This is a genomic window from Pseudogulbenkiania sp. FW507-F1 (assembly GCF_058781125.1).
Map to the genome: position 1 here is coordinate 15,990 of NZ_JBYSWM010000012.1, position 25,901 is coordinate 41,890.

30 protein-coding genes are annotated in these 25,901 nt (G+C 60.2%); 24 read left to right on the top strand and 6 right to left on the bottom strand.

Annotated elements, in window-relative coordinates; translation table 11 throughout:
• Positions 1-2: 2 nt before the first annotated feature.
• The 16 genes from AC3WG5_RS09630 to AC3WG5_RS09705 all read left to right on the top strand — a co-directional run bounded on the left by AC3WG5_RS09630 (position 3) and on the right by AC3WG5_RS09705 (position 10,836).
• Positions 3-527 (top strand): FixH family protein, encoded by a 525-nt coding sequence (locus AC3WG5_RS09630; RefSeq protein ID WP_492568520.1) that lies wholly within the window; start codon positions 3-5, stop codon positions 525-527.
• A 1-nt stretch (position 528) separates the two neighbouring features.
• Entirely contained in the window at positions 529-930 is a 402-nt protein-coding gene (locus tag AC3WG5_RS09635) for a YbaY family lipoprotein (RefSeq protein ID WP_492568521.1), read from the top strand.
• Positions 931-1,135: 205 nt separating this feature from the next.
• Positions 1,136-2,389, top strand: coding sequence for a tyrosine-type recombinase/integrase (locus AC3WG5_RS09640; RefSeq protein WP_492568522.1), 1,254 nt, complete (start codon positions 1,136-1,138; stop codon positions 2,387-2,389).
• Between the two features lie 238 nt (positions 2,390-2,627).
• Complete coding sequence (locus tag AC3WG5_RS09645) at positions 2,628-2,831, top strand: helix-turn-helix domain-containing protein (protein ID WP_492568523.1); 204 nt, start codon at positions 2,628-2,630, stop codon at positions 2,829-2,831.
• A 29-nt stretch (positions 2,832-2,860) separates the two neighbouring features.
• Entirely contained in the window at positions 2,861-4,768 is a 1,908-nt protein-coding gene (locus tag AC3WG5_RS09650; protein ID WP_492568524.1) for a YfjI family protein, read from the top strand.
• Between the two features lie 314 nt (positions 4,769-5,082).
• Positions 5,083-5,385 carry a hypothetical protein gene (locus tag AC3WG5_RS09655; protein WP_492568525.1) on the top strand — a complete coding sequence of 101 codons (303 nt, stop codon included), beginning with the start codon at positions 5,083-5,085 and terminating at the stop codon, positions 5,383-5,385.
• Between the two features lie 231 nt (positions 5,386-5,616).
• On the top strand, positions 5,617-5,979 hold the full coding sequence (locus AC3WG5_RS09660) for a hypothetical protein (protein ID WP_492568526.1): 363 nt from the start codon (positions 5,617-5,619) through the stop codon (positions 5,977-5,979).
• An 87-nt stretch (positions 5,980-6,066) separates the two neighbouring features.
• Entirely contained in the window at positions 6,067-6,534 is a 468-nt protein-coding gene (locus AC3WG5_RS09665; protein WP_492568527.1) for a hypothetical protein, read from the top strand.
• A gap of 6 nt (positions 6,535-6,540) precedes the next feature.
• On the top strand, positions 6,541-7,026 hold the full coding sequence (locus AC3WG5_RS09670) for a hypothetical protein (RefSeq protein ID WP_492568528.1): 486 nt from the start codon (positions 6,541-6,543) through the stop codon (positions 7,024-7,026).
• Positions 7,023-7,328 carry a hypothetical protein gene (locus AC3WG5_RS09675; protein WP_492568529.1) on the top strand — a complete coding sequence of 102 codons (306 nt, stop codon included), beginning with the start codon at positions 7,023-7,025 and terminating at the stop codon, positions 7,326-7,328. The genes AC3WG5_RS09670 and AC3WG5_RS09675 overlap by 4 nt, the downstream gene beginning before the upstream one ends.
• A complete protein-coding gene (locus AC3WG5_RS09680; RefSeq protein ID WP_492568530.1) occupies positions 7,325-8,239 on the top strand; it encodes a hypothetical protein in 915 nt (304 codons plus the stop codon). The genes AC3WG5_RS09675 and AC3WG5_RS09680 overlap by 4 nt, the downstream gene beginning before the upstream one ends.
• Before the next feature lie 16 nt (positions 8,240-8,255).
• Entirely contained in the window at positions 8,256-8,573 is a 318-nt protein-coding gene (locus tag AC3WG5_RS09685) for a hypothetical protein (RefSeq protein ID WP_492568531.1), read from the top strand.
• Positions 8,570-9,070 (top strand): hypothetical protein, encoded by a 501-nt coding sequence (locus AC3WG5_RS09690; RefSeq protein WP_492568532.1) that lies wholly within the window; start codon positions 8,570-8,572, stop codon positions 9,068-9,070. Before AC3WG5_RS09685 ends, AC3WG5_RS09690 begins: the two co-directional genes overlap by 4 nt.
• Complete coding sequence (locus AC3WG5_RS09695; protein ID WP_492568533.1) at positions 9,067-9,273, top strand: hypothetical protein; 207 nt, start codon at positions 9,067-9,069, stop codon at positions 9,271-9,273. The genes AC3WG5_RS09690 and AC3WG5_RS09695 overlap by 4 nt, the downstream gene beginning before the upstream one ends.
• Positions 9,266-9,991: a hypothetical protein gene (locus AC3WG5_RS09700; protein ID WP_492568534.1), complete on the top strand. Its 726-nt coding sequence runs from the start codon at positions 9,266-9,268 to the stop codon at positions 9,989-9,991. The genes AC3WG5_RS09695 and AC3WG5_RS09700 overlap by 8 nt, the downstream gene beginning before the upstream one ends.
• Before the next feature lie 248 nt (positions 9,992-10,239).
• Entirely contained in the window at positions 10,240-10,836 is a 597-nt protein-coding gene (locus tag AC3WG5_RS09705; protein WP_492568535.1) for a phosphatase PAP2 family protein, read from the top strand.
• A 138-nt stretch (positions 10,837-10,974) separates the two neighbouring features.
• Here AC3WG5_RS09705 and AC3WG5_RS09710 read toward each other — a convergent pair whose 3' ends face one another.
• From AC3WG5_RS09710 to AC3WG5_RS09720, 3 genes are all read right to left on the bottom strand, one after another.
• Positions 10,975-11,415, bottom strand: coding sequence for a hypothetical protein (locus AC3WG5_RS09710; protein WP_492568536.1), 441 nt, complete (start codon positions 11,413-11,415; stop codon positions 10,975-10,977).
• A gap of 587 nt (positions 11,416-12,002) precedes the next feature.
• Entirely contained in the window at positions 12,003-12,653 is a 651-nt protein-coding gene (locus tag AC3WG5_RS09715) for a class I SAM-dependent methyltransferase (RefSeq protein WP_008955111.1), read from the bottom strand.
• A gap of 737 nt (positions 12,654-13,390) precedes the next feature.
• Complete coding sequence (locus AC3WG5_RS09720; RefSeq protein ID WP_492568537.1) at positions 13,391-14,779, bottom strand: tryptophanase; 1,389 nt, start codon at positions 14,777-14,779, stop codon at positions 13,391-13,393.
• A gap of 482 nt (positions 14,780-15,261) precedes the next feature.
• Here AC3WG5_RS09720 and AC3WG5_RS09725 point away from each other — a divergent pair, with 482 nt between their 5' ends.
• Genes AC3WG5_RS09725 through AC3WG5_RS09740 form a run of 4 tightly spaced genes read left to right on the top strand, consistent with a single transcriptional unit; the run spans position 15,262 to position 18,965 of the window.
• The gene (locus AC3WG5_RS09725; protein ID WP_492568538.1) at positions 15,262-16,767 is read left to right on the top strand and encodes an ArnT family glycosyltransferase; all 1,506 of its coding nucleotides are present in this window, start codon (positions 15,262-15,264) and stop codon (positions 16,765-16,767) included.
• Positions 16,764-17,780 carry a glycosyltransferase family 2 protein gene (locus AC3WG5_RS09730; RefSeq protein WP_008953121.1) on the top strand — a complete coding sequence of 339 codons (1,017 nt, stop codon included), beginning with the start codon at positions 16,764-16,766 and terminating at the stop codon, positions 17,778-17,780. Before AC3WG5_RS09725 ends, AC3WG5_RS09730 begins: the two co-directional genes overlap by 4 nt.
• On the top strand, positions 17,770-18,156 hold the full coding sequence (locus AC3WG5_RS09735; protein ID WP_008953122.1) for a GtrA family protein: 387 nt from the start codon (positions 17,770-17,772) through the stop codon (positions 18,154-18,156). The genes AC3WG5_RS09730 and AC3WG5_RS09735 overlap by 11 nt, the downstream gene beginning before the upstream one ends.
• Positions 18,153-18,965, top strand: coding sequence for a ChbG/HpnK family deacetylase (locus AC3WG5_RS09740; protein WP_492568539.1), 813 nt, complete (start codon positions 18,153-18,155; stop codon positions 18,963-18,965). The genes AC3WG5_RS09735 and AC3WG5_RS09740 overlap by 4 nt, the downstream gene beginning before the upstream one ends.
• On the opposite strand, the gene AC3WG5_RS09745 is transcribed toward AC3WG5_RS09740, so the two are convergent.
• Together AC3WG5_RS09745 and AC3WG5_RS09750 are read right to left on the bottom strand one after the other, a co-directional pair.
• Complete coding sequence (locus AC3WG5_RS09745; protein ID WP_492568540.1) at positions 18,949-19,638, bottom strand: TIGR01621 family pseudouridine synthase; 690 nt, start codon at positions 19,636-19,638, stop codon at positions 18,949-18,951. The two genes, AC3WG5_RS09740 and AC3WG5_RS09745, sit on opposite strands and share 17 nt — an antisense overlap.
• Positions 19,639-19,703: 65 nt before the next feature.
• A complete protein-coding gene (locus AC3WG5_RS09750; RefSeq protein WP_008953125.1) occupies positions 19,704-20,192 on the bottom strand; it encodes an acyl-CoA thioesterase in 489 nt (162 codons plus the stop codon).
• Between the two features lie 78 nt (positions 20,193-20,270).
• Here AC3WG5_RS09750 and AC3WG5_RS09755 point away from each other — a divergent pair, with 78 nt between their 5' ends.
• The 4 genes from AC3WG5_RS09755 (at position 20,271) to AC3WG5_RS09770 (ending at position 24,799) form a co-directional block, all read left to right on the top strand.
• The gene (locus tag AC3WG5_RS09755) at positions 20,271-22,055 is read left to right on the top strand and encodes an ABC transporter ATP-binding protein (RefSeq protein ID WP_008953126.1); all 1,785 of its coding nucleotides are present in this window, start codon (positions 20,271-20,273) and stop codon (positions 22,053-22,055) included.
• A gap of 246 nt (positions 22,056-22,301) precedes the next feature.
• Entirely contained in the window at positions 22,302-22,958 is a 657-nt protein-coding gene (locus AC3WG5_RS09760; protein WP_008953127.1) for a YiaD family glycine zipper/OmpA-like lipoprotein, read from the top strand.
• Positions 22,959-23,451: 493 nt separating this feature from the next.
• A complete protein-coding gene (locus AC3WG5_RS09765) occupies positions 23,452-24,342 on the top strand; it encodes a LysR family transcriptional regulator (RefSeq protein WP_492568541.1) in 891 nt (296 codons plus the stop codon).
• A gap of 13 nt (positions 24,343-24,355) precedes the next feature.
• Positions 24,356-24,799: an LEA/WHy family protein gene (locus AC3WG5_RS09770; protein ID WP_482583049.1), complete on the top strand. Its 444-nt coding sequence runs from the start codon at positions 24,356-24,358 to the stop codon at positions 24,797-24,799.
• Positions 24,800-24,898: 99 nt separating this feature from the next.
• Here AC3WG5_RS09770 and AC3WG5_RS09775 read toward each other — a convergent pair whose 3' ends face one another.
• Positions 24,899-25,816 carry a LysR family transcriptional regulator gene (locus AC3WG5_RS09775; RefSeq protein ID WP_492568542.1) on the bottom strand — a complete coding sequence of 306 codons (918 nt, stop codon included), beginning with the start codon at positions 25,814-25,816 and terminating at the stop codon, positions 24,899-24,901.
• Between the last annotated feature and the right edge of the window lie 85 nt (positions 25,817-25,901).

Here is a 25,901-nt window from a genome sequence, read left to right on the forward strand (position 1 = left end):
AGATGCAGAAGGCCCTCAATGTTTCGCGTCCCTGGTATCGGGAGCGCTGGCCATGGCTGCTGATGGCGGGCCCCGCTATCGTCGTGATCGCGGCCTTCGTCACCTTCGGCATCGCAGTCAAGAGCGACGACGGCATGGTGGTGGACGACTACTACCAGCAAGGCAAGGAAATCAACAAGCAACTGCACCGCGATGAGGTGGCCAAGGCCATGGGGCTGTCGGCCCAGGTTCTGTTCAGTGACGACATGCGCCAGGTGCGCGTCATCACCAGCAGCAAGCAGCCGCTGCCGGCCGAGCTGGAGCTGCAACTGCTGCACCCCGCCCAGGACGACTTCGACCAGCACATCACACTGCACCGCGTCAGCGACAACGTCTACCAGGGCACAGTGAAGCCCGCGCCGGCCAACCACTGGTATCTGCACCTGGAAGACAAGAGCAAGCAGTGGCGGGTGCAGGGCGATTGGCGCTCGACCGAAGGCAACCAGGTTCTGCTCGGCACCCCTGCCCTGACCCCGGTGGAGAACTGAGATGAAGCGCCGACACGCCCTGCTGGGACTGGCCGCACTGGTGTTGAGCGGCTGCGCCACGCAAGGCGGCTATACCCCCGCTTACCTCAACGGCACCGTGTCGCTGGCGGGCAGCCCGCTCGAGCGCGCTGGCAGCATGGTGCGTGTGACCCTGCTCGATGTCAGCCACAGCGATGCTCCGCCGCGCGTTCTGGCGGAACAATACCTGGAACAGCCCCCGACCTTCCCCGCCGGGTTCTCGCTGTGCTATGACCGCCACGCCATCCAGGCCGATGGGCACTACGTCGTGGAGGCACGGGTCTTCGTCGATGGCGAGCTGCGCCTGGCCAGCCGCGAGCCACGCCGGGTATTGGACGGCTCCAGTGCCACGGTGGAAATCAGCGCCGAGCCGGTGGCACGCTGAGCGGCTGTGCCAGATTAAAAAAACGGGGAGCCTGGCTCCCCGTTTTAACATGTTTGTGGGGATTAGTTCTAGTTCCATCTTCCTTGTTAAAGCCTTGCCCAGCAAGGGTTTCCTAGAAAGTCATCTTTGTCGGGGTTACACTGAAATTGTCAGGGTTACGGCTACAACGTAACCCCATGAGTAACCCCAGCGAGGAGATGACACCATGGAATCGTCCCGGTTTACCTTCACCAAGGGCAAGCTCGACGCGCTGCCGCTGCCCGAGCCCGGCAAGCGCATTACCGTCTACGACGACAAGGTGAACGGACTCGCGTTGCGGGTCACGGCCACCGGGCACAAGTCGTTCTCTGTATTCAGGCGTGCAGCCGGTGGCGAACCGGTGCGCGTTTCATGTGGCACCTACCCCGACACCACCATCGCCATGGCGCGAACAAAGGCGCTGGAAGCCATCCGCAAGCTGGCAGGCGGTGAGTCACCAAACGCCGCCAAGCGGGCCGAGAGAGCCAAGCCAGCCGCGATGACACTACGGGAGGCGCTGATGGAATACACCCAGCGAGCCCGCCGTGCAGACGGCAAACCCCTGAAGGAATCGACCCGGCGCGATTACCTGAAAGCGGTCAAGGGCAGCGCTACCAAATCCACCGGGCGCGTCACGAAGCCCGGCCTGTTGGCACCGCTGGCCGAAAAGCGGATCGACCAGATCAGCAGCGACGACATCCACGACTGCTATAGCGCCGCCCAGCTGCGCGGTGAACGGCAATCGGCCTACGCCATGCAAATTTTGCGGGCGACGCTGAATTTCCATGGCGTCACCACCGCCGGCAGTCCCTTCGATAAGAGCACGGCGCGGCGCAACCGCATCACCCTGCCACCCGCGCATGCAGCGGATAAATCCATTGAGCCGGAAGATATTGGCCGGTGGTGGCTGGCCCTGAGTGAGATGGAGGAAACCGCCACAGTGCGGTACATCCAGTTTCTGGCCCTGACCGGCTGCCGGCCATCCGAACCGCTGGAAATCAAGGTTGAAAATATCGACTTCAAGCGACAAACGATTACCTTGTTCGACACCAAAAACCGGGGCGATCATACCTTGGTGCTGTCAAAACAAGCTTGGGCCATCGTCGAAAAGCAGGCGGCAGATAAAGCGCCGGGTGAACTGTTGTTCAAAGCAGCATGGTCATATGAAGCCGTCGCTGCCATTCGGGAAAAATGCGGCGTCCCTTTCAATCGCAAAATGTTAAGAAGTACGTTCGCCAGTATCGCCGAACCGCTGGTATCAACTTATTGCCTCCGAAAAATGTTGAATCACCGACAAGCGGGTGATATCACTGGTAGGCATTACGTTCGCAAATCGGAACAGCAGCTTCGTGAGGCTTGGCAAGCGGTCGCCGACTGGCTCGACCAGCAGGCCGAGTTCGCCAAGGGTAACGTGGTTTCGATAACTGACCGTTTGGCCTGAGTGCAAAATAGCGACACCTCATAGCCGTTATGATACATATCCCGTAAAACACATCCTGATTACCCCTACGACAATGGGCTGGTGAAAACACCAGCCCATTTTGTTTTGTTCGGAATTTAAAAATCGGCTTTAAAAAACCGTGGCAACTGGGATTTGCTTCGCTTCCATTCCTGCGAGTATGGTGAAAATCGTCAAATGTACTGGCGCATTCACCAGCTTAGTTTGGAGGGGAAACATCATGGCTGTCACCAAAATCGACACCGCGTTCGAGCGCCTTAATAACGTTGAGGCAGCTCAATATCTCGGCATTGCAGTATCCACACTGAATCAGTGGCGCTGCGACAAAAAACCGTTTATTCCGTATTTGCGAATTGGCCGTCTGGTGTTTTACCGGAAAGTCGATCTCGACAAATTTATCGAAGCCGGCGCGGTGACGGAATAACGTCGTGGCATTTTCAGAGGGGGATAATCATGAAGCTGAAAAAGGAAAGCCCGCCCATCGGGGAAATGGAGCGGGCACAGGAAGGGAATCTGCAAAACCAGTATAGCATCGCCACCGAGAGTCTTTCCACGCTAGATGGTCAAAAACTCTGGCTGGCGCACCGGGGCGGTATTCCCTACCCGCCGACCTATAAAGAACGCTCCGAACGCTACACTCTGAAAACAGCCTTGGAAGTGGTCGCTGACGAGGTTTTGGACGGAGTATGCCTGTTCAACGGCGAGGGTATTTACCATGACGGCAAGCGGCTGGTGATTATCAACGTGTACACCACCGAGCCGCTTGAATCCCTGCCGTTCGATTTGCTGCGCCGGGTGCCGACGTATATTGAAAAAACCGATTTCGGCTATTGCGCCATGTACTGGTTTCCCGACGCGTGGGCAGCACAGTATTCCGGCGTGGAACATGTATGGTTGGATAATGGCGCACACGTCGAAATCTTTTTCGACCCCGACCATTCTGAAGCCCCGTTCATTCCCTTGACGTTCGAAACAGTGGGACCACCCCACCCTATTGCTTCACCCGCCGATGCCGTCCTCGACGACAGTTTGGGGGGAATGTTGAAGGAGCAAGAAGAGGTCAAATCAGGCGTGGTGCCATTCCCGTCACCGTTCAAGGGACCGATGGCCGAGGCCGTCAAAGCGGCGCGTAACACCGCCTTCAAGGACCAACCGGGGTTGATCTGTCTGGCAGTGCTGATTGGCATGGCGGCGGGGTGTAGCGGCTATTACAAGCGGCCCAATGGGGGCCGGCTCAACCTGTACGGCTGCGGCATCGCCGATACGGGCGAGGGCAAGGAACAACCGCTCCAGACGGCTATCGCGGTGGCAGCACAGGCAGGAGCCCAAGTCTTCGGCAAACCGGCATCAGGACAAGCGCTGGAAGACCTCCTTGTGAGCCGCCATGGCATGCTGCTGGAAATTGACGAAATCGCCCACTTCCTGCAAGCCGTCACCAACAGCCGCGCCCCCTCTTACCAGATAGAGATGGCAGCCAACCTGCTCAAGCTGTTCGGTGCAGGCAAGAGCGCCCACCGCACGCGTGCTAGAGCCAACATGAAGGAGCCACCGCGAACGGTGCAGCATCCTGTTCTGAGCCTGATCGGCTTTGCCACACCGAAGAAGCTGGGGCAGGCCGTCACCGTTGACAACGTGGCGGACGGCTTGCTCGGGCGGTTCCTGTTCGTGCTGGGCGAGGATCACCCCTTGCCACGCCTCGACATTGGTGAACTGACGCTGCCGAAATCCGTGAAGGATGCAGCGGTGGCCGTTCAGCTTGCCCCCGGCAAGCGCATGTTGATGATCGACGGCCAGACGACGACCGACATTACCGTCAACGACACGCCGGAGGGCAAGGCCCGGCTCGGTGAATTGCTGATGGAGTTCGACCGAAGCGCCCATGGGGCATCGTCACCCTTCGCCAAAGCCCTACATGTGCGTAGCGCGGAAAAAACCGAGCGCATCGCCGGAGTATTGGCCGTGTGGGATAGCCCCACCGCGCCGGTTGTCACTCTGGCGCACGTCGAATGGGCAGCAGCAGCGGTACGGGCATCCAACGCAGCGGTATTGGCTTTCGTCGAAAAGCACATGCACGGGGGCGCGGTACAAGAACATGCAGCCAAGCTGCGCGATCTGATACCGCGCATTCTAAGCGGCGAACTCAAGACAAGATCGGGGTCGAAGGCCGAGGCCAACGCCGTGAAGGCTGGATGGGTGCCATGCTCGACGTTGTTGCGGCACTCGGGGCTGTCGGCCAAAGACCTGGATGTTGCGCTATTCCAGTTGGCGGCGCTCGGTGAAACCGAGGAAAGCCGCCTCGATTCCACCCACCCCAACGGGCGGGTAGTGCGGCTGGCGGTGGTGCGGCTAAGGGAAGAGTGACACCCGGGGTAGCGTTCAAGCGTTCAGAACGGTTCATGAAGTGTTCAGTGAACAGTAAACCCCGCACCAGCAAAGGGTTTGAGAGGTATTTATATATGTGTTCACTACTACTCCCTCTCTCTCCAGAAATTAATTATTTTGCCGGGTGAAATTAATTAAAAAATCATTTTTTAATTGTTTTTGTGTGTGTGAGAGGTAGCGTGGGCGTGAACGGGTGAAAACACCCCTGAAAGCCTTGCTGGGCGCGGGTTTAAGTGTTCATGAACAGTAGTGAACGATAGCGAACGATTGACGCGGGTGAAGGAGGGTGTGTGATGGGCAAGATGAAATCCGTGCTGTTAGCGCCGCGCTCGCAGACGCGGGAGGTAAATGAAGCCGAGGCGGCCCGCCTGCTTCAGACCGGCTCATGGTGCCGGGTGGCCGGCGTTGCACCGATCAGCAAAGGCGCAGCGGTGCAAAGGAAGTACCGTGCCCACCGCAAAGAGTTAGGCGAAAAGATGTTTCTGGTCTGGTTGCCGGAAGACGTTTTCGACTGTCTGTTGGCGCTGAAACGCGAGAGTGAGAGCAACGCGGCGCTGGTGGCGCGGCTGGTACGGACGCTCAAAATTATTCTGTAGGCGCGGTGAACATGCCTTGTTCCCGACACACGATTTAGCGGCCAGAATTTTGATCGACCCAAACGCCAAAAAGCCGTTGTTCGGACTAGTAGTCCCGACAATGGAAAGCCGCAAAGCCTTGCCCTGCTTGGCTTTGCGGGTGGTGTTCCGCTGTGGGGTTACGCTGCGGGGTAACACTTGGGGCTGCAAAAGAGGCAATTCTGCACAGCGGAACAACTAGGAGGATGAAGCATGCAGACGACCGCACTCAGCACTGCCGACACCGACCGCAAGCTGTTGGCCGGCGAGCGGCTGACGCCTGCCGAAATTGCCCATATCCATCAGCTCGACGCGGTGGCGCAGACGGCCCTTGCCGCCAAGGCTGGCCGCTCCGCTGGTGCGGCGACCCGGAACGTCAATCAGGCCGCCCCGATGCAAACCGCCATCGCCAAGGCGGCAGCGCTGGCATCGCTGTTCGACGTCAAGCCCTGCCACCGTGTCCGCGAGGTGCGAAAAGTAATCCAGGAATTAACTCCGGCACGCTTCGGCCTGCTGGCGGTGCCGGAGCGAAAGACGGTAAAGAAGGTAATCGACGCGATAATCGATGATGAATAAAGGGACGCCGGAACTGGCGCGGAGATAATCCTAAGAACGGACACGGTCTTATTTCCATGCACCTGATGGAACATGGAGATTCATGAAATGGCCGACAATGCCCTCGCCCCCGCCGAAACCCGCGTCAAAACCGCCGCCTTGCCACGTGGCAACCTGAAATTGCGCGAATACGCAAACCAGACCTTTCGCGCCATCGCCCCGCGCGGCACGACACGCGAACGGCTGACCGATAGCGACTATTGGAGCATCGTGGCCGATTTATTCACGGCTTTCGACGAAATCATCGTGATTTCCGAGAGTCGGGACTTCTATGCCCGTTTGGTCGTGTTATCAGCGGGACGCGGCTATTGCCAGCTCGAACTGCTCGAATACCACGCGCTCGCGCCTCTGGTGGTGACGCAAGAGGGATTGCCGCCCAATCACGAAATTATTCATTTGGGATGTGACGACCTGTACGCGGTGCGGCGATGCAGCGACGGCATTATCTTGGGCAAGGGTTTTCCAAGCCGGGAAGAAGCACTCGCCTTTCTCGTCGAGCACGCGACGCTGAGGTAATCAGCCATGGACCCGGAAACCCAATTGCTCGCCCTTGCTCACACACAAGCCGTCGCCCGGCAGTTCATTGCTTGGCGGGGTGACCTAGCGAGCCTGATCGTATTTATCAGGTACAGCATGGGTGATAAAGCTCCTTCCGCTGATCAACTGGATAATTTCCTTCGCCGTGAATCTACCCAGCGCGTTCTTGAAGGCCGGTATGAAACCGGCTTGTGGCGTGCCAGTGACAAAACTTTCCGCCTTGTGTGCCTCGCGCATCCCATCGACCCCGAAATCGCTAAACGCCGGCTCTCGCGCTATCCGCTGTCGTGCAACCAGTGCTCTTTCTGCCAAATTGATGAAGGCGGTCGGGCCGGGCTAGACCTTATCCAAGAGCTAGACATTCGCCGTGAACCGGTAAGTCCTTCAAGATATTTGCACAGGGCTTGTCAAAGACCCTGGAACGCAATGCGGGCCTTGGTGGAACGCGCCGAAAGCGAGCACGAACCATGAAAGCCATGAAAGCCGTCTCGTATTGGTCAGCGCTCGACACGATACGCGAAACCGCCGTCGATTCTCAATGCGTATGGGCGGGTGATATTGATGCGTTGATGGCGCTGGTGGCGGGTAAGTCCAGAATTACCAAGGCTTATCGCGATTATCTGATGGCCGAATTACAGACTGCTGAAACGGCCCACATCCTTTCCAAGCGCGGCGTTGCCTACCACGCCGAAGCGGGTGAAATCCGCTTTGCGCTATTGCCCCAGCCCAAACCCGAATCGCCCTTCAAGCCGACGCGGAGAAACTTATTGTGAGCGAATTTGACCTTGTGCCCAACGATGGCGGCGACCTTCAGCCCTACCAGCCGGATACCCCGCTATCACCCTCGAACGACGGCTGGCTGATTCCCGCGCCGGATTTCATCACCGACCATCAGTCTTATTCCAGCGGTGGCGGCGTCGAAATCTTCGGGGCCGATCTTCCACCCGGCACCACGATGCAGCAAGCGCGGCAGGGTCTGGTTGAGGTGGGTAAAGTTTTTTCCAAAGACATGGCGTCTTTTGGTTTCGATAGTTGGATGGCCGAGGCTGCTGTGGAATGGCTGTTAGCAAACGCCTTTTTGCCCCCCGCACCAACCGAAGTTCGGCACAACTACAATTTGCACGGTTTCAAAATCCCGCCACAAGATCGTGACGCCACCGTGTCGTTCTTGAACCATATGTTTCGAGCCGGTGCGCCGCTGAAATTCGTACAGGCTGCGCTGTGGTGGATATCCCAGCCACAGCAAGGGCAGCAACGGCAAAGCCAAAACCGGGGACAAGTCCACAGCACGGATCAAATGTCGGACGCGCAGTGGGCGAAATTCGTCGCTAAGAATGAACAGGACGTGGTGAATGGCCAGAATGCGTTACGCCAGCATTGGGGGGCGGCATTCAAGCTCAATATGTCCATCGTCAGCGAGTTCTTTCGCAGCCTGCCAGTAAATGATCGCGAGCGGTTAAACACGACCATTCTGGAAAACGGCGTGCTGGCCATGTCGGACCCGACGACAATTCTTTTCCTATATGACCAAGCCATCGGTGGCCAATTGCCGAGCGGTGCCGCACTGGCCAAGGAAATCAGCGACATCGAGAATTACATGCGAACAAACCGAAAAGCCTACATTCAAAACGAGAGATTGCAGGCTCGTTATCGGGAGTTGGTTTCTCGCCGCGACGGCGGGTGAAAAGGAGGGATTCAAAATGGCTTATGTTTCTTCAGGACTTCGCAAAATCGCCGATCTCGGGTTTGCTTCGACTTCGCAAGGAAATGCCTTATGGGTTTATAGCTCGTCCGACCCGCACGCCACAGTGGAGGGTGTGAACTACTTTAGTGGAACGGCATACGGCTCATATTCAACCAACTGCGTTGGCATGGTGGTGGGTGATATCGTGATCGTGCGTAACGTGTCCACCGCTGGCACCAGCGCCGTGACGGTGCATGCTGTGTCCAGCGTCACCACCAGCACCGGCCAGTTTCACCCCAGCCTGCACGCAACGATCTCGGCGGCTTCGTCATGAGCATCTTGCGACGGCGAAAGCCGGAAGATCACGATCTGATCAGCGCCATCGGTCGAGCGGTTGCACAAGTGCTGGCCGGCGAGGTGCCGGCCACCCCGGACCCACCGCCAGCCGCCCCACAGGGGCGGCACATGCGTGCGCTGCTGCGCGACATGCAAACCCCTTCGCCAGTGGCCAGAAAGCCGCCAGTGCCTGTTTCTGCGCCAGTGCCGGCCCATGCCCAAGAGTTCATCACGCCCGGCGAAGAATACTTGCCGGCTAATACGCCCAAACCCAAGCGCCCGCTTCCGCCAACTAAAATTATTCGTGACGCAGCGGGTCTGGCTTATGCGATGCAAACAGGGGAAGCACACTATTATGTTCAGCGCGACGCGAACAACCGGATCGCTGCCGTCGTCGCCGACAACGGTTTTATCGTGCGCAACAAGCGCGATGAAAATGGCCGTATCAGCGAAATCTGGTCCGAGGGCATTCCACCAAACCCATGGGGTGAATGATGGCCATTTTATTTCAGAGCGAAGACGCAACGCTGTTGAAAGCTTTCATCGAAGCGCGTGCCTTGATGGAGGCGATGGCGACACTGATTCCAGAAAGCCTTCGGGAGAATCTTCCCCGTCCCGAGGCCACGGTGCGTTTCAAATACCGTGACGATGGTGAGATTGAATGCATTTTCTGTGCTGTGGACAAGAGCGATGGCTAGAAAACCCACGGCAGCGGAAAAGGCCGCGCTGATCGGCACGGTACAGCCGTACAAGCGCACGGCCACCGAAAAACGCCCACCAATGGATAAATCGCTGCCCCGGCCCGGTCATGGCTTGTCTAAAACCGGCAATCTGGCCGACCCGAGTCTCAACCGTGGTGGACGGAAACCGGGCAGCAAAAACAAGAAAGAGATATCGGAATCCATGATGTCGGACATTATGGAAACTTATATGGCCATGGGGGGAGTGCGCTGGTTAACTCGCTGGGCCAAAGCTAATTCTGATCTTTTCGTAAAAGTAGTATTGAGCAGGCTGATGCCAACCCCGTATGTGGAGCCCGTTGATTCACCGGCACCCACGGTTTACAACAATCTCACCTTGTTGAATCGGAACGACCCGAACGCCTTGCGCGACGCGGCGCTACAGATTGCCTTCGCCTTGCGCCTCGCCATGGAAGACGACCCGAGTAGAGCGGTTGCCAATTTGCCGTCAGCGCCTGCCCGTATTATCGAGCCTGTGAAGGAACCGCCACCGCCCTATGAGCCGGAAGCCAGCGCACCTATCGATGTGTGCCAGGACAGCCTGCAAGATCAGACTCAGGCAGCGGCGGCGCACGAACTGATCCGAAACACCGTTGAAAAAGACCTTGTGACTTACAGCGGTTCGGGCAGTGAACAGGGCGATTTCCGCAAAAAGAAACCCGCGTCAGGGGCATGAAACGCGGGGGATGACGTACCCCAGGATGGGCAGAACCGGTGATCAAGAAAACGAGCGCCACGGAGGCCCGCCCCTGGCGGCGCCCAGGTCGAGCGCCGCAAGCTATATTGCTCCCTCAGACAGTTCCAACTGGATCAATCCCGGCTCACACGGGGCGCTACAGGCAAGAGTCCCTAGTGCTCAATTAAGCCCGGCCTAAGCTGGAGTCGCTAAGCTACTCGCCCGCCCCCACCATCCAGAGACTAATCTTGGAAGAATTGAACCGCTCACTGTTCCTGATGATCAATGCCGGCTCACATCCTGCGCCGGGAATGCTGGTACTAGCCACGGTCCTTGCCGAGTGGCTGATTGATGGCTTGCCGTTTCTTTTGGCCGGTATGTGGCTCTGGGCAAAACCCGAGGGAAGGCTTGCTGCGGCAAAAGCAGCTTTAATCATTGCCTTGGCACTACTGTTGAACCAGACGATCACCCTGTTGTGGATGCATCCACGACCCTTCATGGTGGGTTTGGGGCACACCTACCTCGCGCACAAACCCGAAGCCTCATTCCCGAGCGACCATGCCACGGTCCTCTTTGCTTTGGCGCTGGCCTTGAGCCAGTGGTCCCGTCCGGTTGGATGGGCACTAACTCTGACGGCGGTGGCAGTAGGTTGGTCCCGTGTTTACCTTGGAGTGCACTTCCCATTTGATATTGTTGGCGGATTCGCTGTAGCAGCGGCCAGTCACTTCATTCTGCAAGGCCGACTGGTCAGCCAACTGATTGAAGCGACGTTGATGGTCTATGCGCAAAAGCTGTACCGCCAGATATTCGCGTGGCCCATCGCCAGAGGGTGGGTGAAGTCATAAAGTCAGGTTGGACCAGGGATAGTCGGCTCAGGGTGCAGATGTACAATGGTCAGGGCGGAATCTGACCGTCTCCCCTCAGCTGCATTGGGCGCTGATTGCAGTGTAGAAGGTGCAGACTGAGGCCTTAGACGGGCATTCTCAGACACGGCTATTCACGAAAGCTAGATCGTAGAGATCGAGTAAGTCGGGAAAGCCGCCACTGCCGCATACCTGGAAGCGCATGAAGTACGACTTACCAACCCGGATAAAGCTGTTCGCTTGGCTGCGATCAACATTGGACAGCCCGTCGATACCGGTCGGCATCGACCACTGATCGCCCCTCTTACTGGTAAAGCGGAAGCTTTCCAGCGTGGCACCGCTCCGACTGAACTGAACGCCATCAACCTTCACCACACCGGCTCGCTGCTCGCAGCCGCTTCCGTTGGCTGTAAGCGCTGCGTTCATTGCCACCAGCCCAACCACAACCTCTTTCGAAACTTTCTTGCCCTTTACCGATATTTCTTTCGTCACCGTCAAGAGCTTCGGAACAGTATCGCTTGGGTCGGCCAATGCAAAAGCGGAGAAGGACAGGGCAACCATGGCGGCTACCACCGTTAGTCGTGTCATAGAAGCTGGCTCCGGTTCATAACCCCAACATCATATCACTGCGATGGTTCGGTGCATCCCACCAACGCGGCAGGCTGGTATGAAGTCACATCGGTAGGGTCAGCAGAAGGCAAAAAGCCCGGCAGCGAAGCTGGGCTTTCTTGAAAGAGGTCGAGTTGCTCAGGGGCGAACAGGTCACCCTGAACAGGGGCAGCGTCTGACATGGTGCAGATTCCTTAGCGTGAACTTGTTAAGCGCCCAGCAAAGAGCAAATCGGCGCTTCACCAATTATAGAAGAAACCCCAGCGTCGGTTATTCAGAATTAAAACCATAACAAATAGGCTCGATCGGAATGACTGCTTCCCTCCGCAGCGAGGGTCGGCAGCCGCGCCAAAGAAGTTAGAAGCACATTGTCTAACAACATTGTGCTCAATCAAAGCAGTCTTCTTCGTCATCAGCTCTGAGCGCCGCTTAGAACCAACTCCAGCCATTTCCCTTACACTGTTTCCTGCTAGCCAATCGTAGTTATCTGCGAGACATTCATGCACAGGTTGAGAATGGAAAAAAACCGTTCAAATTGCTTAATCAGATGTCTTAACCAAATAAAATTGGTATGAGGGCAGTCCGTGCACAATCTTTATTTTGTCGTAAAAAATATTTGAAAATGCATCAATTGCCATTTTAGGAATTTTTAGCGGTGTATTATGCATTTCATAACCGAAATTCCACAAATAATCGTCAAATACCATTAGCCCACCCACTTTGAGTAGTGGGAATGAAAGGACTGCATCGGTTAGAACATCAGCCGCAGTATGTGATCCATCAACATAAACTAGGTCAAATGCATTATGTAGATTTTGTGAGATCAGATTGGCACATCCCATCAAAGAAGTCATCTTGAGCTTTGACAGGTGGATGTCATTTGCTACTTTGCTGGAAGCAATCTGAACATTGTGATCAAATCGACGTTCAACAGCTCCCATGTCATGGTCGAAGGCAACATGTTCGTCACTTCCTCCCCATGTATCAATGCAGACCAAATTGACAGAATTTTTTGCCCCACACTGTTCAATCATGAAACAGGTTGAGTTACCTTCATAGGACCCAATTTCTAAAATAGATTGGTAGCTCCCCGATTTTAAGAGCGCAGTCCACACACTCCGCAGATCTACCTCTACCCCCCGCTCATACACATTACCGCCAAACCAGTCATTGGTGAATTGATATTCCATTTGATAACCTTATAAAGATAGGGCTGCATTGCTCAACATGAGTAATCCACAACAAAGTATACTTTTTTGCGCATGGATGCGTAAGGAAAGCAGGGACCGATAGAAAACAGTTAGGACATTCATGTATTGGCGATGTCGATTGCTGGCCGATAGTGGTCATGCTATCACAATGGCATGAGCGTCCGCTTTGGCCGAACTAGAGGCTGCTGGTGGATGTGCTTCGAACCACTGCTATGGGTCGAAAGTAAGTATTCCTCATGTCAGAAAGCCGACATTGGGCTTCGCGGCATGGAGGATGACGGGTATGTAGCCCTGAACTGACATACAGGGCTGGTGGGATGGAAGACAGCTATGGCCGAGTTGTTCACGTAGGCCAAACGGCAGCTTACAGGGTCAAGCAGCCAATCCAATGGCACGCATCCAGATTTGCCAACCGGCAGATTGTGGCCGCTAGCAGCTATTGTATAGCATTGTCATTATTGCCCGCTGTGTTCCAGTGTGGAGCCAGCCAGAGAAGGAGCCAAGCAGGCTGTGGCAGGGATGGCGACGCGGAGCGCTACCGGCGCGAGGGGCCAGTGGCTGGAACGCAACAGTACGTTCATATCGTAACCCCCATGTAGCCCCAACCCCAAAAGCAAAAGGGCCTTGCATTGCTGCAAGGCCCGTCGTTATTAGCTTTCAGTCCTAATATCTATCTCTCAAAACACAGAGCCTGGCTCCCCGTTTTCATTCCAGCCTCAAACCGGCCGCAGCCGTGCAGTGAAGTGGCGTAGAATCGGCGGCTCGTAATCGAAGCACAAGCCGCGGATCGAGGCGGCACGCCGCTTGACGTCGATCAGGCAGTCGGCGATGTAGTCCATGTGGTCGTTGGTATACACCCGGCGCGGAATGGTCAGACGCAGCAGCTCGAATGGCGACGGCTCCTGGCCGCCGGTCTGGGGATTGCGCCCGAGCAGCAGCGAGCCGATCTCGACACCGCGGATGCCGCCCTCCAGATACAGCTCGCACGCCAGCGCGTGGGCGGGGAACTGCTCGGCCGGGATATGCGGCAACAGCTTTTTCGCGTCGACAAACACCGCGTGTCCGCCGGTCGGGGTCTGGATCGGCACGCCGCCCGCGCGTAGCCGCTCGCCAAGGTAGGCCACCTGGCCGATCCGGTAGCTCAGGTAGTCCTGGTCCATACCCTCCTTCAGCCCCAGCGCCATGGCCTCCATGTCACGACCGGCCAGGCCACCGTAGGTGACGAAACCTTCCATGGGCACACAGCGCACCTGCACCGCGTGGAACAGCTCGATATCGTCCTTGAAGCAGCACAGGCCGCCGATATTGACCAGCGCGTCCTTCTTCGACGACATGGTGAACATGTCGCCATGGCTGAACATCTCACGCACGATATCGGCGATGGCATGGCCGGCGTAATCCGGGTCGCGCTGCTGGATGAACCAGGCGTTCTCGGCGAAGCGCGCCGCGTCGATGATCACCGGGATGCCGTGGGCGCGCGCCAGCTTGCTGGCTTCGCGGATGCTGTGCATCGACATCGGCTGGCCGCCGGCGCTGTTGCAGGTGATGGTGACGATCAGCCCGGCCACGTTGTCGGCACCGACCTCGGCGATCGTTTCGGCCAACCTTGGCAGGTCAAAATCGCCCTTCCAGTTGTAAGCGGTCTCGGTATCGAAGGCCTGCGGCGTCAGCACATTGATGGCGCGGGCACCGGCGATCTCGACGTGCGCCTTGGTGGTGTCGAAGTGGTAGTTGGACAGGAACACCGGCGACGTGCCCTTGACACGCTTGACCAGTTCCGGGAACAAAATCTGCTCGGCCCCTCGCCCCTGGTGGGTCGGAATGGTATGCGCGTAGCCGAACACCTCCCTGACCGTATCGGCCAAATGGTAAAAATTGCGGCTGCCGGCATAGGCTTCGTCGCCCATCATCAGCCCGGCCCATTGCCGGTCGCTCATCGCACCGGTGCCGCTGTCGGTCAGGAGGTCGATATAGACGTCTTCGGCGCGCAGCAAGAAGGGATTCCAGCCGGCCTGCACGAGTGCTTGATGGCGTTGTTCGGGGGTGGTTTGCTTGATCGGTTCCACCATCTTGATGCGGAACGGTTCGGGAATGCGACGTGCCATGAGAGTCTCCCGGCTGTCGGCCGACCGCGGGCGCAACAACGCCAGGCGCGACGAGAGCGACAGCCTCTGTCTTCAGTTTAAACGGTATACGGGGAAAAGACGGATGCCACCGAGCGGCGGCGGAGAAACTCAGGCGCGGGGAAAGTCGTCGGCGAGGACGACGTCGAGGGTGTACCAGTTCATGGGCAGGCTATTGCGGTTGGCCCCTGCCCGGGTCAAGCAAGCCAACGTGTTCATGGAAGTAGCACCTTGAAAAGCATTGCCGGATGGCCAGGCGAGACTACTCCACTCCATCTGCTCCGGCAAGCGTTGCAGGAAAACGGCCGCGCAGATCGCTATCGGCCCCCAGGGCCGTTGTATCATCGTCAGGATTCCTTAAGGGAATGACGCCAACATCGGGTAGAATTGCGCTTTCTCAAAACACACAAATCTTGCCGGGCCGACCTGCCCAGGCAGTACCCGGACGACACCAGAAATACAGGATGAAACCCACTTCTCGACCCGGCTGGCAGCGCCAAGCCTTCTATGTGCTGCTGGCGCTGATCGTGGTGCGCCTGTCGGCCATGGCCCTGATTCCGCTCAATGACACCACCGAAGCCCGTTACGCCGAGATTGCCCGCAAGATGCTGGAAACAGGCAACTGGGTAACGCTGTGGCACGATTACCAAATCCCGTTCTGGGCCAAGCCGCCGCTCTCCACCTGGTTGTCTGCCGCGTTCATGGGAGTGTTCGGGGTGAACGAGCTGGCGGCACGCCTGCCCGCCCTGCTGCTCTCCATCGGGACCGTGGCGCTGACCGCCTCGCTGGCCGCCGCACGCAGCGGTCGCGATGCCGCTCTGGCCTGCGTGCTGGTACTCGCCAGCGGCCTGCTGTTCTTCCTCGCGGCCGGCACGGTGATGACCGACCCGGCGCTGATGTTCTCCGTCACCCTGATCCAGACCGCCTTCTGGCATGCGCTGGCCCAGCGTAGCCGGCGCTGGGGCTATCTGTTCTTCGTCGGCATGGGGGTCGGACTCTTGGCCAAGGGGCCGGTCGCCATCGTACTGGCGGCGATGCCGATCGGGCTGTGGGTGATCGTCCGCAAGCAATGGAAACCCTTGTGGCAGCATCTGCCCTGGTTCGGCGGTCTCGTGCTCACGCTGCTGATCGCCGCCCCTTGGTACCTGCTGGCGGAACACCGTACCCCGGGCTTCCTCAATTACTTCATCATGGGCGAGCACGTCTCCCGCTTCCTCGATCCGGGCTGGAAAGGCGACCGCTACGGCTTCGCCCACGCCACCCCGCACGGCATGATCTGGCCCTATACCGTGGCTGCCCTGCTGCCGTGGTCGCTGGCGATGCTGCCCTGGCTGGCACGCCAGCGCCGCCGCCTGCCGGCCCTGTGTCGCGACCAGGACGGCTGGTTGCTGTACACCGCCCTGTGGACCGTGATGACGCTGCTGTTCTTCAGCCTCTCCGGCAACATCATCTGGCCCTATTCGATGCCGATGCTGCCGGGCTTTGCCTTGTTGTTTGCCGAGTTGTGGCAACGTGCGGACCTGCCACAGCGCGGCCGCTGGCTACCGGCTCTGGGTCTGGTCAGCGCCGTGATCGCGCTGGCAGCCACCGCCGCCTTCGTACTGCGGCCCGAGGCGGTCGGACGCAGCCAGAAACGGTTGATCGAAGCCTGGCAGCACGAACAGCCGAGCCCGGACAGCCAGTTGCTGTACTGGGACCGCCGACGCGAGTTTTCGGCGGAGTTTTATTCCGCCGGCCGCGCCCGCAGCAGTACCGATTCGGCACGTTTCGAGGCGCTGCTGCACAATACGACGCGCGACTACATCGCCGTCGACGCCAAGGAAGTCGCGGAGCTGCCGCCGGCAGTACGGGCCGGCTTCGAAGAAATCGGCCGCTTCCGCAACCTGAAAGACGTTATCCTGCTGCTGCGCGAACACCAGCCGCCACGCCTCGCTGCGCCAGCCACTGAGCCTCTCCGGAGCCCGACATGAAGGAAGAGATCGTTCCTCCCTACCTGCTTGGCCTGCACGCGGCCGAGCGCCCCGCTGATCCATTGGTAAGCTGCATCATCCCGGCCTACAACGAGGCCGAGAACATCGTGCCGCTGTTGCAGACGCTGCACGGACTGCTAAAGGAGCATGGCTATCGCCATGAGCTGATCGTGGTCGACGACGGCAGCCGCGATGCCACGGTGGAAAAAGTGCTGAGCGAAACGGCCCCTCTGCCGGTGACCCTGGTACAGCTGTCGCGCAACTTCGGCAAGGAGATCGCGCTGACCGCCGGGGTCAACCAGGCCGGGGGGGATGTGGCGGTGCTGATCGACGGCGACTTCCAGCATCCGCCCGAGCTGGTGCCGGAATTCCTGGCGCACTGGCGCCGTGGCTACGACATGGTGTACAGCGTACGCTCCAGCCGCGAAGGCGAGAGCCTGGCGAAGCGCTGCTTCACCCGCGTGTTCTACACCCTGCTGAATACCGGGGCTCGACTGAAGATTCCGGAAAACACGCAGGACTTCCGCGTGCTCGACCGCAACATCCTCGACGCCCTGCGCGCCATGCCGGAGCGCGACCGCTTCATGAAAGGGCTGTACAACTGGGTCGGCTTCACCCGGCTCGGGCTGGAGACCCATACCAACGCCCGCCGTTCGGGCCAGAGCAGTTTCAACTTCAAGCGCCTGCTCGATCTCGGGCTGACCGGACTGACCTCGTTCTCCACCATGCCGCTGCGCATCTGGACCCTGGTCGGCAGCGCCATTTCGCTGGTGGCGATCGGCTACGCCTTCTACGAGGTGTTCCGCACCCTGGTCTACGGCAACCCGCTGCACGGCTGGCCGACGCTGGCGGTCGCGGTGACCTTCCTCGGCGGCATCCAGTTGCTCTCGATCGGCATCCTCGGCGAATACGTCGGACGGATTTTCGACGAAGTGAAGCAGCGTCCGAATTACCTGATCAGCCGTATCGTCTCCCCGGCCGACAAGGAACACGCCCCGCACCATGAAACGTGAACTGCTGGTATTCGGCTGCGTCGGCGTCAGCGCCATGCTGGCGCACTTCGTCATCGTCAGCCTGTGGCTGGTGCCGCTGGGCCTGCCGCCGCTGGCGGCCAATGTCGCCGCCTTTCTGCTGGCATTCCAGATCAGCTACTGGGGACACCGCCGGCTGACTTTCCAGGCCCACCATGTCCCACACCGCCAGTCGCTGCCGCGTTTTTTCGGCGTGGCCAGCCTGAGTTTCGGATTGAATGAGGCCCTGTACTTCGTGCTGTTGCGCTTCACCGCGCTGGATTACCGCAGCGCCCTGCTGCTGGTGCTGGTGCTGGTGGCCGTGTTCACCTTCGCGCTGAGCAAGCTGTGGGCCTTTGCCGGGAAGCATCCGGCATGAGCCGCCGCCTGACCCTGTGCGCCGACGATTTCGCGCAGTCGCCCGCCATCAGCGCAGGGATTCTCGAGCTCCTGGAACGCCGCCGCCTGAGCGCCACCAGCGTGTTCAGCCTGTCGCCGCTGTGGCCGGCGCTGGCCGGTGAGCTGGCGCAACGAGCCCCCGATGCCGACATCGGCCTGCACTGCAACCTGACCCACCCGTTCGACGACAGCGCGCGGCCGCTCGGCCACTGGCTGCTCTACAGCCAGCTCCGTCTGCTGTCGCGTCCGGCCTTGCGCGCTACACTGCTGCGCCAGATCGACGCCTTCGCCGAGCATTTTGGCCGGCTCCCGGACTACCTCGACGGCCACCAGCACGTTCATGCCCTGCCGGTGGTACGCGACGCGCTGCTCGAGGCCGTGGCGCTGCGCTGGAACGGCCGGGCTCGACCCTATCTGCGGGCACCGGACCGGCTCGGTGACAGCGGCGACAGCCCGAGCAAGGGGATGGTGCTCAAGGCGCTGTGCGCCGGCTTCACCGGCATGGCCCGGCATCGCGGCCTGAGCACGCCAGGCTGGTTCGGCGGGCTGTACTCCTTGACGGCGGAGGCGGATTTTCCCGGTCTGATGCGGCGCTGGCTGCAGCGCTGCCAAGACGGCGGCCTGATCATGTGCCATCCGGGGCTGCCGGCCGAGGACTGCAGCGACCCGATCGGTGCGGCACGACAGCAGGAATACCGCTATCTGGCCAGCGCGGCCTTCGAGGAAGACTGCCAACGCAACGACATCGTTCTGGAACGCTTCGCCCAACCGCTCAGGCTGGGGAGTTGAGAACCGGCCAGGGCAGCGCCTCGGGTTGCCACTCCTGTTGTTGCAGAGCGGCCTGCAACGCCTCGGAGAGGAACTGCGCACCGTGCCGGGGCGGACAGACGAAGTGGAAGCGTGCGCCATCCAGGTGGAACGCCAGCGAGTAGGCGTGCAGATAGCCCCGGTCGGACGGCGTGCCACCGTACAGTTCGTCGCCCAGGATCGGCGCCGACAGGCTTTTCAGCGCCACGCGCAGCTGGTGCGTCTTGCCGCTGTGCGGACGCAGGATGAACAGCCGCAGCCCCGGCGCCAGCGAGAAGCTGAAGAACTGGGTGATGGCGGGGTTGGCCGAAGACGGCAGCAGACGCCAAGCACCGCCGCGACCCTTGACCATATCGCCCCGCACCAGTCCCTGTTTCTTCTGCGGCTTGCGGTCCGACAGCGCCAGGTAGTATTTCTCGATCTCGCGCGCGGCGAAGGCTTCGGCCAACCTTGACGCCACCTCGGCCGAGCGCGCCACCAGCAACAGCCCCGAGGTGAGCCGGTCAAGACGATGCACCGGCCACAAGGCGTCATCGGCCAATTGCGCGCGCAGTGCCTCCATCAGCCCTGCCTCGTCGCCCTGACGATGAAAACTCACGCCGGGATGCTTGGCGATGACGTAGAAACGGGGATCGGTGGCAATCAGGTCGAACACGGCGCACTCACCATGAAAAAGAGGCCGATTCTAACAGCGAAGCGGCCTCTGGTTTTCAGTCTTGCTCAGGACAACGCTTCGTTCATGCGCGCCTCGGCCTCCATGCGCATGCGCTTGCGGATCTCCGCGTCGCGGAAGCGCTTGCGATGGGTCTCGGTATCGAGCGACAGCGCCGGCACCGCCGCCGGCTTGCCCTGCTCCATCGCCACCATGGTGAAGTAACAACTGTTGGTGTGACGCACCGTACGCTGCTGGATGTCTTCGGCCACCACCTTGATGCCGACTTCCATCGAGGTACGGCCGACGTGGTTGACGCTGGCGTAGAACGTCACCAGCTCGCCGACGTGGATCGGCTGCTTGAACAATACCTGGTCCACCGACAGCGTCACCACGTAGCAGCCGGCGTAGCGGCTGGCACAGGCGTAGGCCACCTGGTCCAGCAGCTTCAGCAGCACGCCGCCGTGCACATTGCCGGAGAAGTTCGCCATATCGGGCATCATCAGTACCGACATCACCAGCTCGCGCTGCGTCGGATGATTGCTCGTTTCAGTCATTTTCTGTGTTCCCTGGGTCATTATCTATCTGTTATGTACTGCAGTAGAATCGCTGTCTACCGCTCCCCGGACGATACCATGAACGCCCTTTCGCGACTGTTCGACTACGCGCGCCAGTACCGGCGGGATGCCCGCCTCGCCGCACTGTACTCGGTGCTCAACAAGTTCTTCGACATCCTGCCCGAGGTGCTGATCGGCGTCGCCGTCGACGTGGTGGTCAACAAGCAAGCTTCGTTCCTGGCACGCTTCGGCATCACCGACACCATGCAGCAGTTGCTGCTGCTGGGCTTGCTGACGGTGCTGATCTGGGGCGGCGAATCGTTGTTCCAGTTCCTGTACGAGGTCAAGTGGCGCAACCTGGCGCAAAGCCTGCAGCACGAACTGCGGCTGGACGCCTACCGCCATGTGCAGAAGCTGCCACTCGCCTACTTCGAGAACAAGAGCACCGGCAAGCTGATGGCCATCCTCAACGACGACATCAACCAGATGGAGCGCTTCCTCAACGGTGGCGCCAACAGTATCATCCAGGTGTTCTGCTCCTCGCTGATGGTCGGCGCGGTGTTCTTCCTGCTGGCGCCCAAACTGGCGCTGATCTCGCTCTTGCCGGTGCCGCTGATCCTGTACGGCACCTTCTGGTTCCAGCGCCGCCTCGCGCCGCGCTACGCCGAGGTGCGCGAGGCCGCCGGCGTCATCAACGGTCGCCTCAACAACAACCTGCTTGGCATCGCTACCATCAAAGCCTTCACCGCCGAAGAGTTCGAAGCCGCCCACATTCACGACGCCAGCGAGCATTACCGCCGCACCAACGCGCGCGCCATCCAGCTCTCGGCCGCCATCACCCCGGTGATCCGCATGGCCATCCTGGCGGGCTTCGTCGCCACCCTGGTCTACGGCGGCTGGATGGCGACCCACGGCGAAATCGGTGTCGGCAGCTACTCGGTGCTGGTCTACCTGACCCAGCGCCTGCTGTGGCCGCTTACCGGGCTTGCCGACATCGCCGACCTATACCAGCGCTCGATGGCCTCGATCGAGCGCGTGCTGGGGGTGCTGGCCACGCCCCAGACCATCCCCTACGAGGGCCGTCATCTCGCAGCGGAACACGTCGCCGGACGGCTGGAATTCGACGCACTATCCTTCGCCTACGCCGACGCCCCCACGCTGCAGGACGTCACGCTCACCATCGAGCCCGGCCAGACCGTCGCCTTCGTCGGCGCCACTGGCTCCGGCAAGAGCACGCTGGTGAAACTGCTGCTGCGCTTCTACCAGCCCCAGACCGGACAGATCCGCCTCGACGGTCACGACATCCAGCAGCTCGACCTGACCGACCTGCGCCGCGCCATCGGCTACGTCAGCCAGGACGTGTTCCTGACCGACGGCAGCGTGGCCGACAACATCGGCTACGGCCTGGGCCAGGTCAGCCGCGAGGCGATCGTGGCCGCCGCCAAGGCGGCGGAAGCACACGATTACATCGAACGCCTGCCGCAGGGCTACGACACCCAGATCGGCGAGCGCGGCCAGAAACTGTCGGGCGGCCAGCGCCAGCGCCTGGCCTTGGCGCGCGCCATCCTGAAGAATCCGCCAGTCCTGGTGCTGGACGAGGCCACCAGCGCGGTGGACAACGAAACCGAGGCCGCCATCCAGCGCTCACTCGACGTCATCTCGCGTACCCGCACCACCCTGGTGATCGCCCACCGCCTGTCCACCGTACGCCACGCCCACTGCATCCACGTCATGGAGCACGGCACCATCGTCGAGTCCGGCACCCACGACAGTCTGCTGGCGCAAAACGGCAGCTACGCTGCGCTGTGGCGGCTGCAGACCGGCGAGCGCTCCGTTCTCGACAGTCCGCCGAGCCTGGTCTGAGTCCGGGCCAGGGCTCAGACGCGGCTCGCGCCCGGGCTACGCTAATCAAGTGATTGTTTAACAATTGTTAAGACGCCGGGATTCACGGCAACCCTGCGTCTATAATCCCGCCCAAGTTGGCCCCAGGCAGCGCCGCGGCAAACCGGTCGTCCCGTGCTAGCGGCTGCACCCACCCTGCCATCACCCCCAGGTCACGCCACGCGCATACCTGTCCCGATTCCCGACTGTTACTCCGTGGAGGCACTCATGTTCAAACACTCGAAAACCCTGCTCACCGCCGCCGTCGCCCTGAGCGTCGGCCTCGCCGCCTGCACCACCAACCCGCAGACGGGCCAAAGCCAGATGAGCAAGACCGCCATGTACGGCCTCGGCGCCGCCGCCGCCTGTGGCATTGCCGGTGCCGCCACCCACGGCAGCAAGGGCGCACGCAACGCGGCGCTGGGCTGCGGCATCGTCGGGGCCGGCGTGGGCGCCTACATGGACTACCAGGAAAAACAGCTGCGCGACAAGCTGGCCAACACCCAAGTCGGCGTCGACCGCGTCGGCGACCAGATCAAGCTGACCATGCCGGACAACATCACCTTCGCCGTCAACAGCGCCGAGCTTCAGCCTTCCGTACGCACGGCGCTGACCGATGTCTCCAACGTGCTGACCCAGTACCCGGATACCACCATCACCGTCGCCGGGCACACCGACAACACCGGCAACGTGGCCTACAACCAGACGCTGTCGCAGCGCCGAGCCCAGTCCGTCGCGGGCTTCCTGCAATCTCGTGGCGTCGCCGGCAGCCGTATCAACCCCGTCGGCTACGGCCAGAACCAGCCGATCGCCAGCAACACCACGGCCGAAGGCCGCGCCAAGAACCGCCGCGTGGAAATCCTGATCAACCCGAAAGCCAGCTAATCGCCGCACCCGGCATGACAATCCAACCGGAGGCGTGTCCTCCGGTTTTTTGTTTTCGCCAGCGGCGGGCAAAAAAAAGGCCGACGAATAGTCGGCCTTAAAAACGCTCAGTAATGGAGGAACTACAATAAAACGCCCGCAAAGCAGCGCCCTGCGGAACCTGACCACACTGCCGCAAGGCGGCAATGCACAGATCCAGGGTGGCTATGCCACCCGTCCTGTCCCCAAACATGGGGCCAGAACAATATTCGTTCAAGTCTAACCTTACCAGGCTGTGCCCGGCTGAAGCATGCCCCAGAAGAGCAACAGCGCTGGCAGGTATCGACTCACAGCAAGGAGGAAGATCAGCGACAGTCTTCTGCGCCGACCCCACACACCCTCCTGCTGCACAACACACACAACACACAGGGAGAGCTCGTAGTATAGTGAGCCCGAATCCATTCTAGAAATGAATTAAAATTATCATTACCATTCACTAACGGAATGCACCAACATGGACATCAAAGCGCTGCGTTATTTCATTGAAGTAGTGCGCCGGCAGAGTTTTACCCGCGCCGCCGATGCCCTGTTCGTGACCCAGCCGACCATCAGCAAGATGGTCAAGCAACTGGAAGAAGAACTCGGCGTGCCGCTGATCATCCGCGAGGGACGCAGCTTCCAGCTGAGCGATGCCGGCAAGGTCGCCTACGAGCGCGGACAAGATGTGCTGGCCGCCATGAGCCGCCTGAAAACCGAGCTGTCGGACCTCTCGGCGCTGACCCGCGGCGAGCTCATCGTCGGCCTGCCACCGATGGTCGGCGGCGCCTTCTTCGCGCCGGTGGTCAGCTCGTTCCGCGCTCACTACCCCAACGTCGAACTGAAGATGGTCGAATACGGTGCGCGCTCGATCGAGAGCAACATCCGTTCCGGCCAGCTGGAAATCGGCGTAGCGGTGCTGCCGGTCGATCGCCAGGTGTTCAATACCTTCAGCTTCGTGCGTGACCGCCTGTGCCTGGTGGCCCCCGACCAGTCGCGCTGGCACGGCCAACGCAACATCAAGCTCGCCGACATCGCCGACGAGCCGATCGTGTTCTACCCCGAAGACTTCTCGCTCTCCACCCTGGTCAGCCAAGGCTTTCGTCGCCTGGGCAAAACCATCCATATCGCCGGACGCAGTGCCCACTGGGACTTCATCGCCGCCATGGTGGAAGCCCGCCTCGGCATCGCGCTGCTGCCGGAAAGCGTCGCGGCCCGGTTGTACGGGCGCCCCTTCGACGTCATCCCGCTCGACGAGAAGGAGATCATCTGGCACCTGGCACTGATCTGGCAAAAGGATGTCTATCTCTCACACGCCGCGCGTGCCTGGATCCAGATGTCGCGCGACATGCTGGGTAGCCTGGAATAGACAAGGAAGCACGATGAAAACCCTGAAACTGCTGCTGCTCAGCCTGTTGCTGGCCGCCTGCTCGACCCTCTCCTGGCAAAAGCCGCAGGTGTCGATCGCCGACATCGAGCCCGGCAAGAGCACGCTGTTCGAGCAGACCTTCACCCTCACCCTGCGGCTGCAGAACCCGAACAACTACGCCCTCTCGGCGAAAGGGCTGGTATTCGACGTCGCCGTCGGCGGCGAGAAACTGGCACGCGGGGTCAGCCCCCAGGCGATCCAGGTCGCGGCGCTGAGCGAAAGCCTGGTCAAGGTCGAGTTGCACACCAGCACCCGCCACTGGCTGAAACAGGTCGGTCGCCTGCTTGAACACCCGGACAGCACGCTGGACTATGAAATCAACGGCCAGCTGCAAGATATAAACGGCCTGGGCACGCTGCCGTTCAGCAGCAAGGGCGAATGGAGCCGTCCGCATTGAACAAGGCGGGCGCCAGGAGACCGGGGCTTGCCCCTCCTGGCAGCAGCGCTCCCGCCCTCCAGCGCGGCGCCTTCCCGTGAAAGACGGGCGAGCCAGGCCCTACAAGAGAGAGTCCGCCTTGCTCGCCCAGGCGCGCAGCGACTCCAGAAACAGCCGAACCCGCCTGGGCTGCCCGCTGGTCGCATAGACAGCATGCATTTGCGGATCCTGGCCACGGGAAGAGGTCACCCGATAATCCGGGCAGACTTTGACGAGGGTCCCCTCCTTGGCCGCCGGCGCCGCCAGCCAGCTGGCCAATCGGGCAATCCCCACTCCATGCCGCGCCGCCTGATACACCGCGACGCCCGAATTGAAACGGTAGCGGGGCTCTACCTTGCTGCGAAACTGCCTCCCCTCCGAGACGAAATACCAGTCCTTCAGGATGCGAGGCGCCGTGTGCACGATAAGCTCATGCTCCACCAGTTCGTCGGGCAATACCGGTAGCCCACGCCGGCGAATGTAGTCCGGGCTGGCGAACAGATGACGGCGGTAATCCCACAAGGGGAAACCGATCAGTTCGCTGTCTTGGGGAAATGCCCCGCGTATCGCAAAATCCAGCTTTTCCCGGATCGGGTCCAGCAGTTCGTCACTGAAACGCACATCGATGCGCACATCGGGGTGCTGGGTGGCGAACTCGGCGATCACCCCCGGCAACACGCCGATGGCGAGGTTTTCCGGTGCGGCACACCGTATCCAGCCCTGCGCCGCCGCGCCGAGGCCGGCCAGTTCCTCCTGAGCCTCCACCTGCAAATCCAGCATCTGCCTGGCGTAGGTGTAATAACTCTCCCCCGCCGCGGTCAGGCTCACCAATTTCTGCGAGCGCTGCAGCAGAGTACTGCCGACCTCGTATTCCAAGGCCTGAATCGCCCGCGTCACGGCGCTGGGAGAGCGCCCCAGCAGCCGGGCGGCGGCGACAAAGCTGCGCTTTTCAGCCACGGTACAGAACACACTGATTTCCCACAGCAAGGGTAGCTGCATCGGCCCTCTCTCTTTGCAATTAACGCAACACGATATTGCAACACAATCCGGGCTGCTCTTCTATACTCGCCGCCAATCGGTTGCT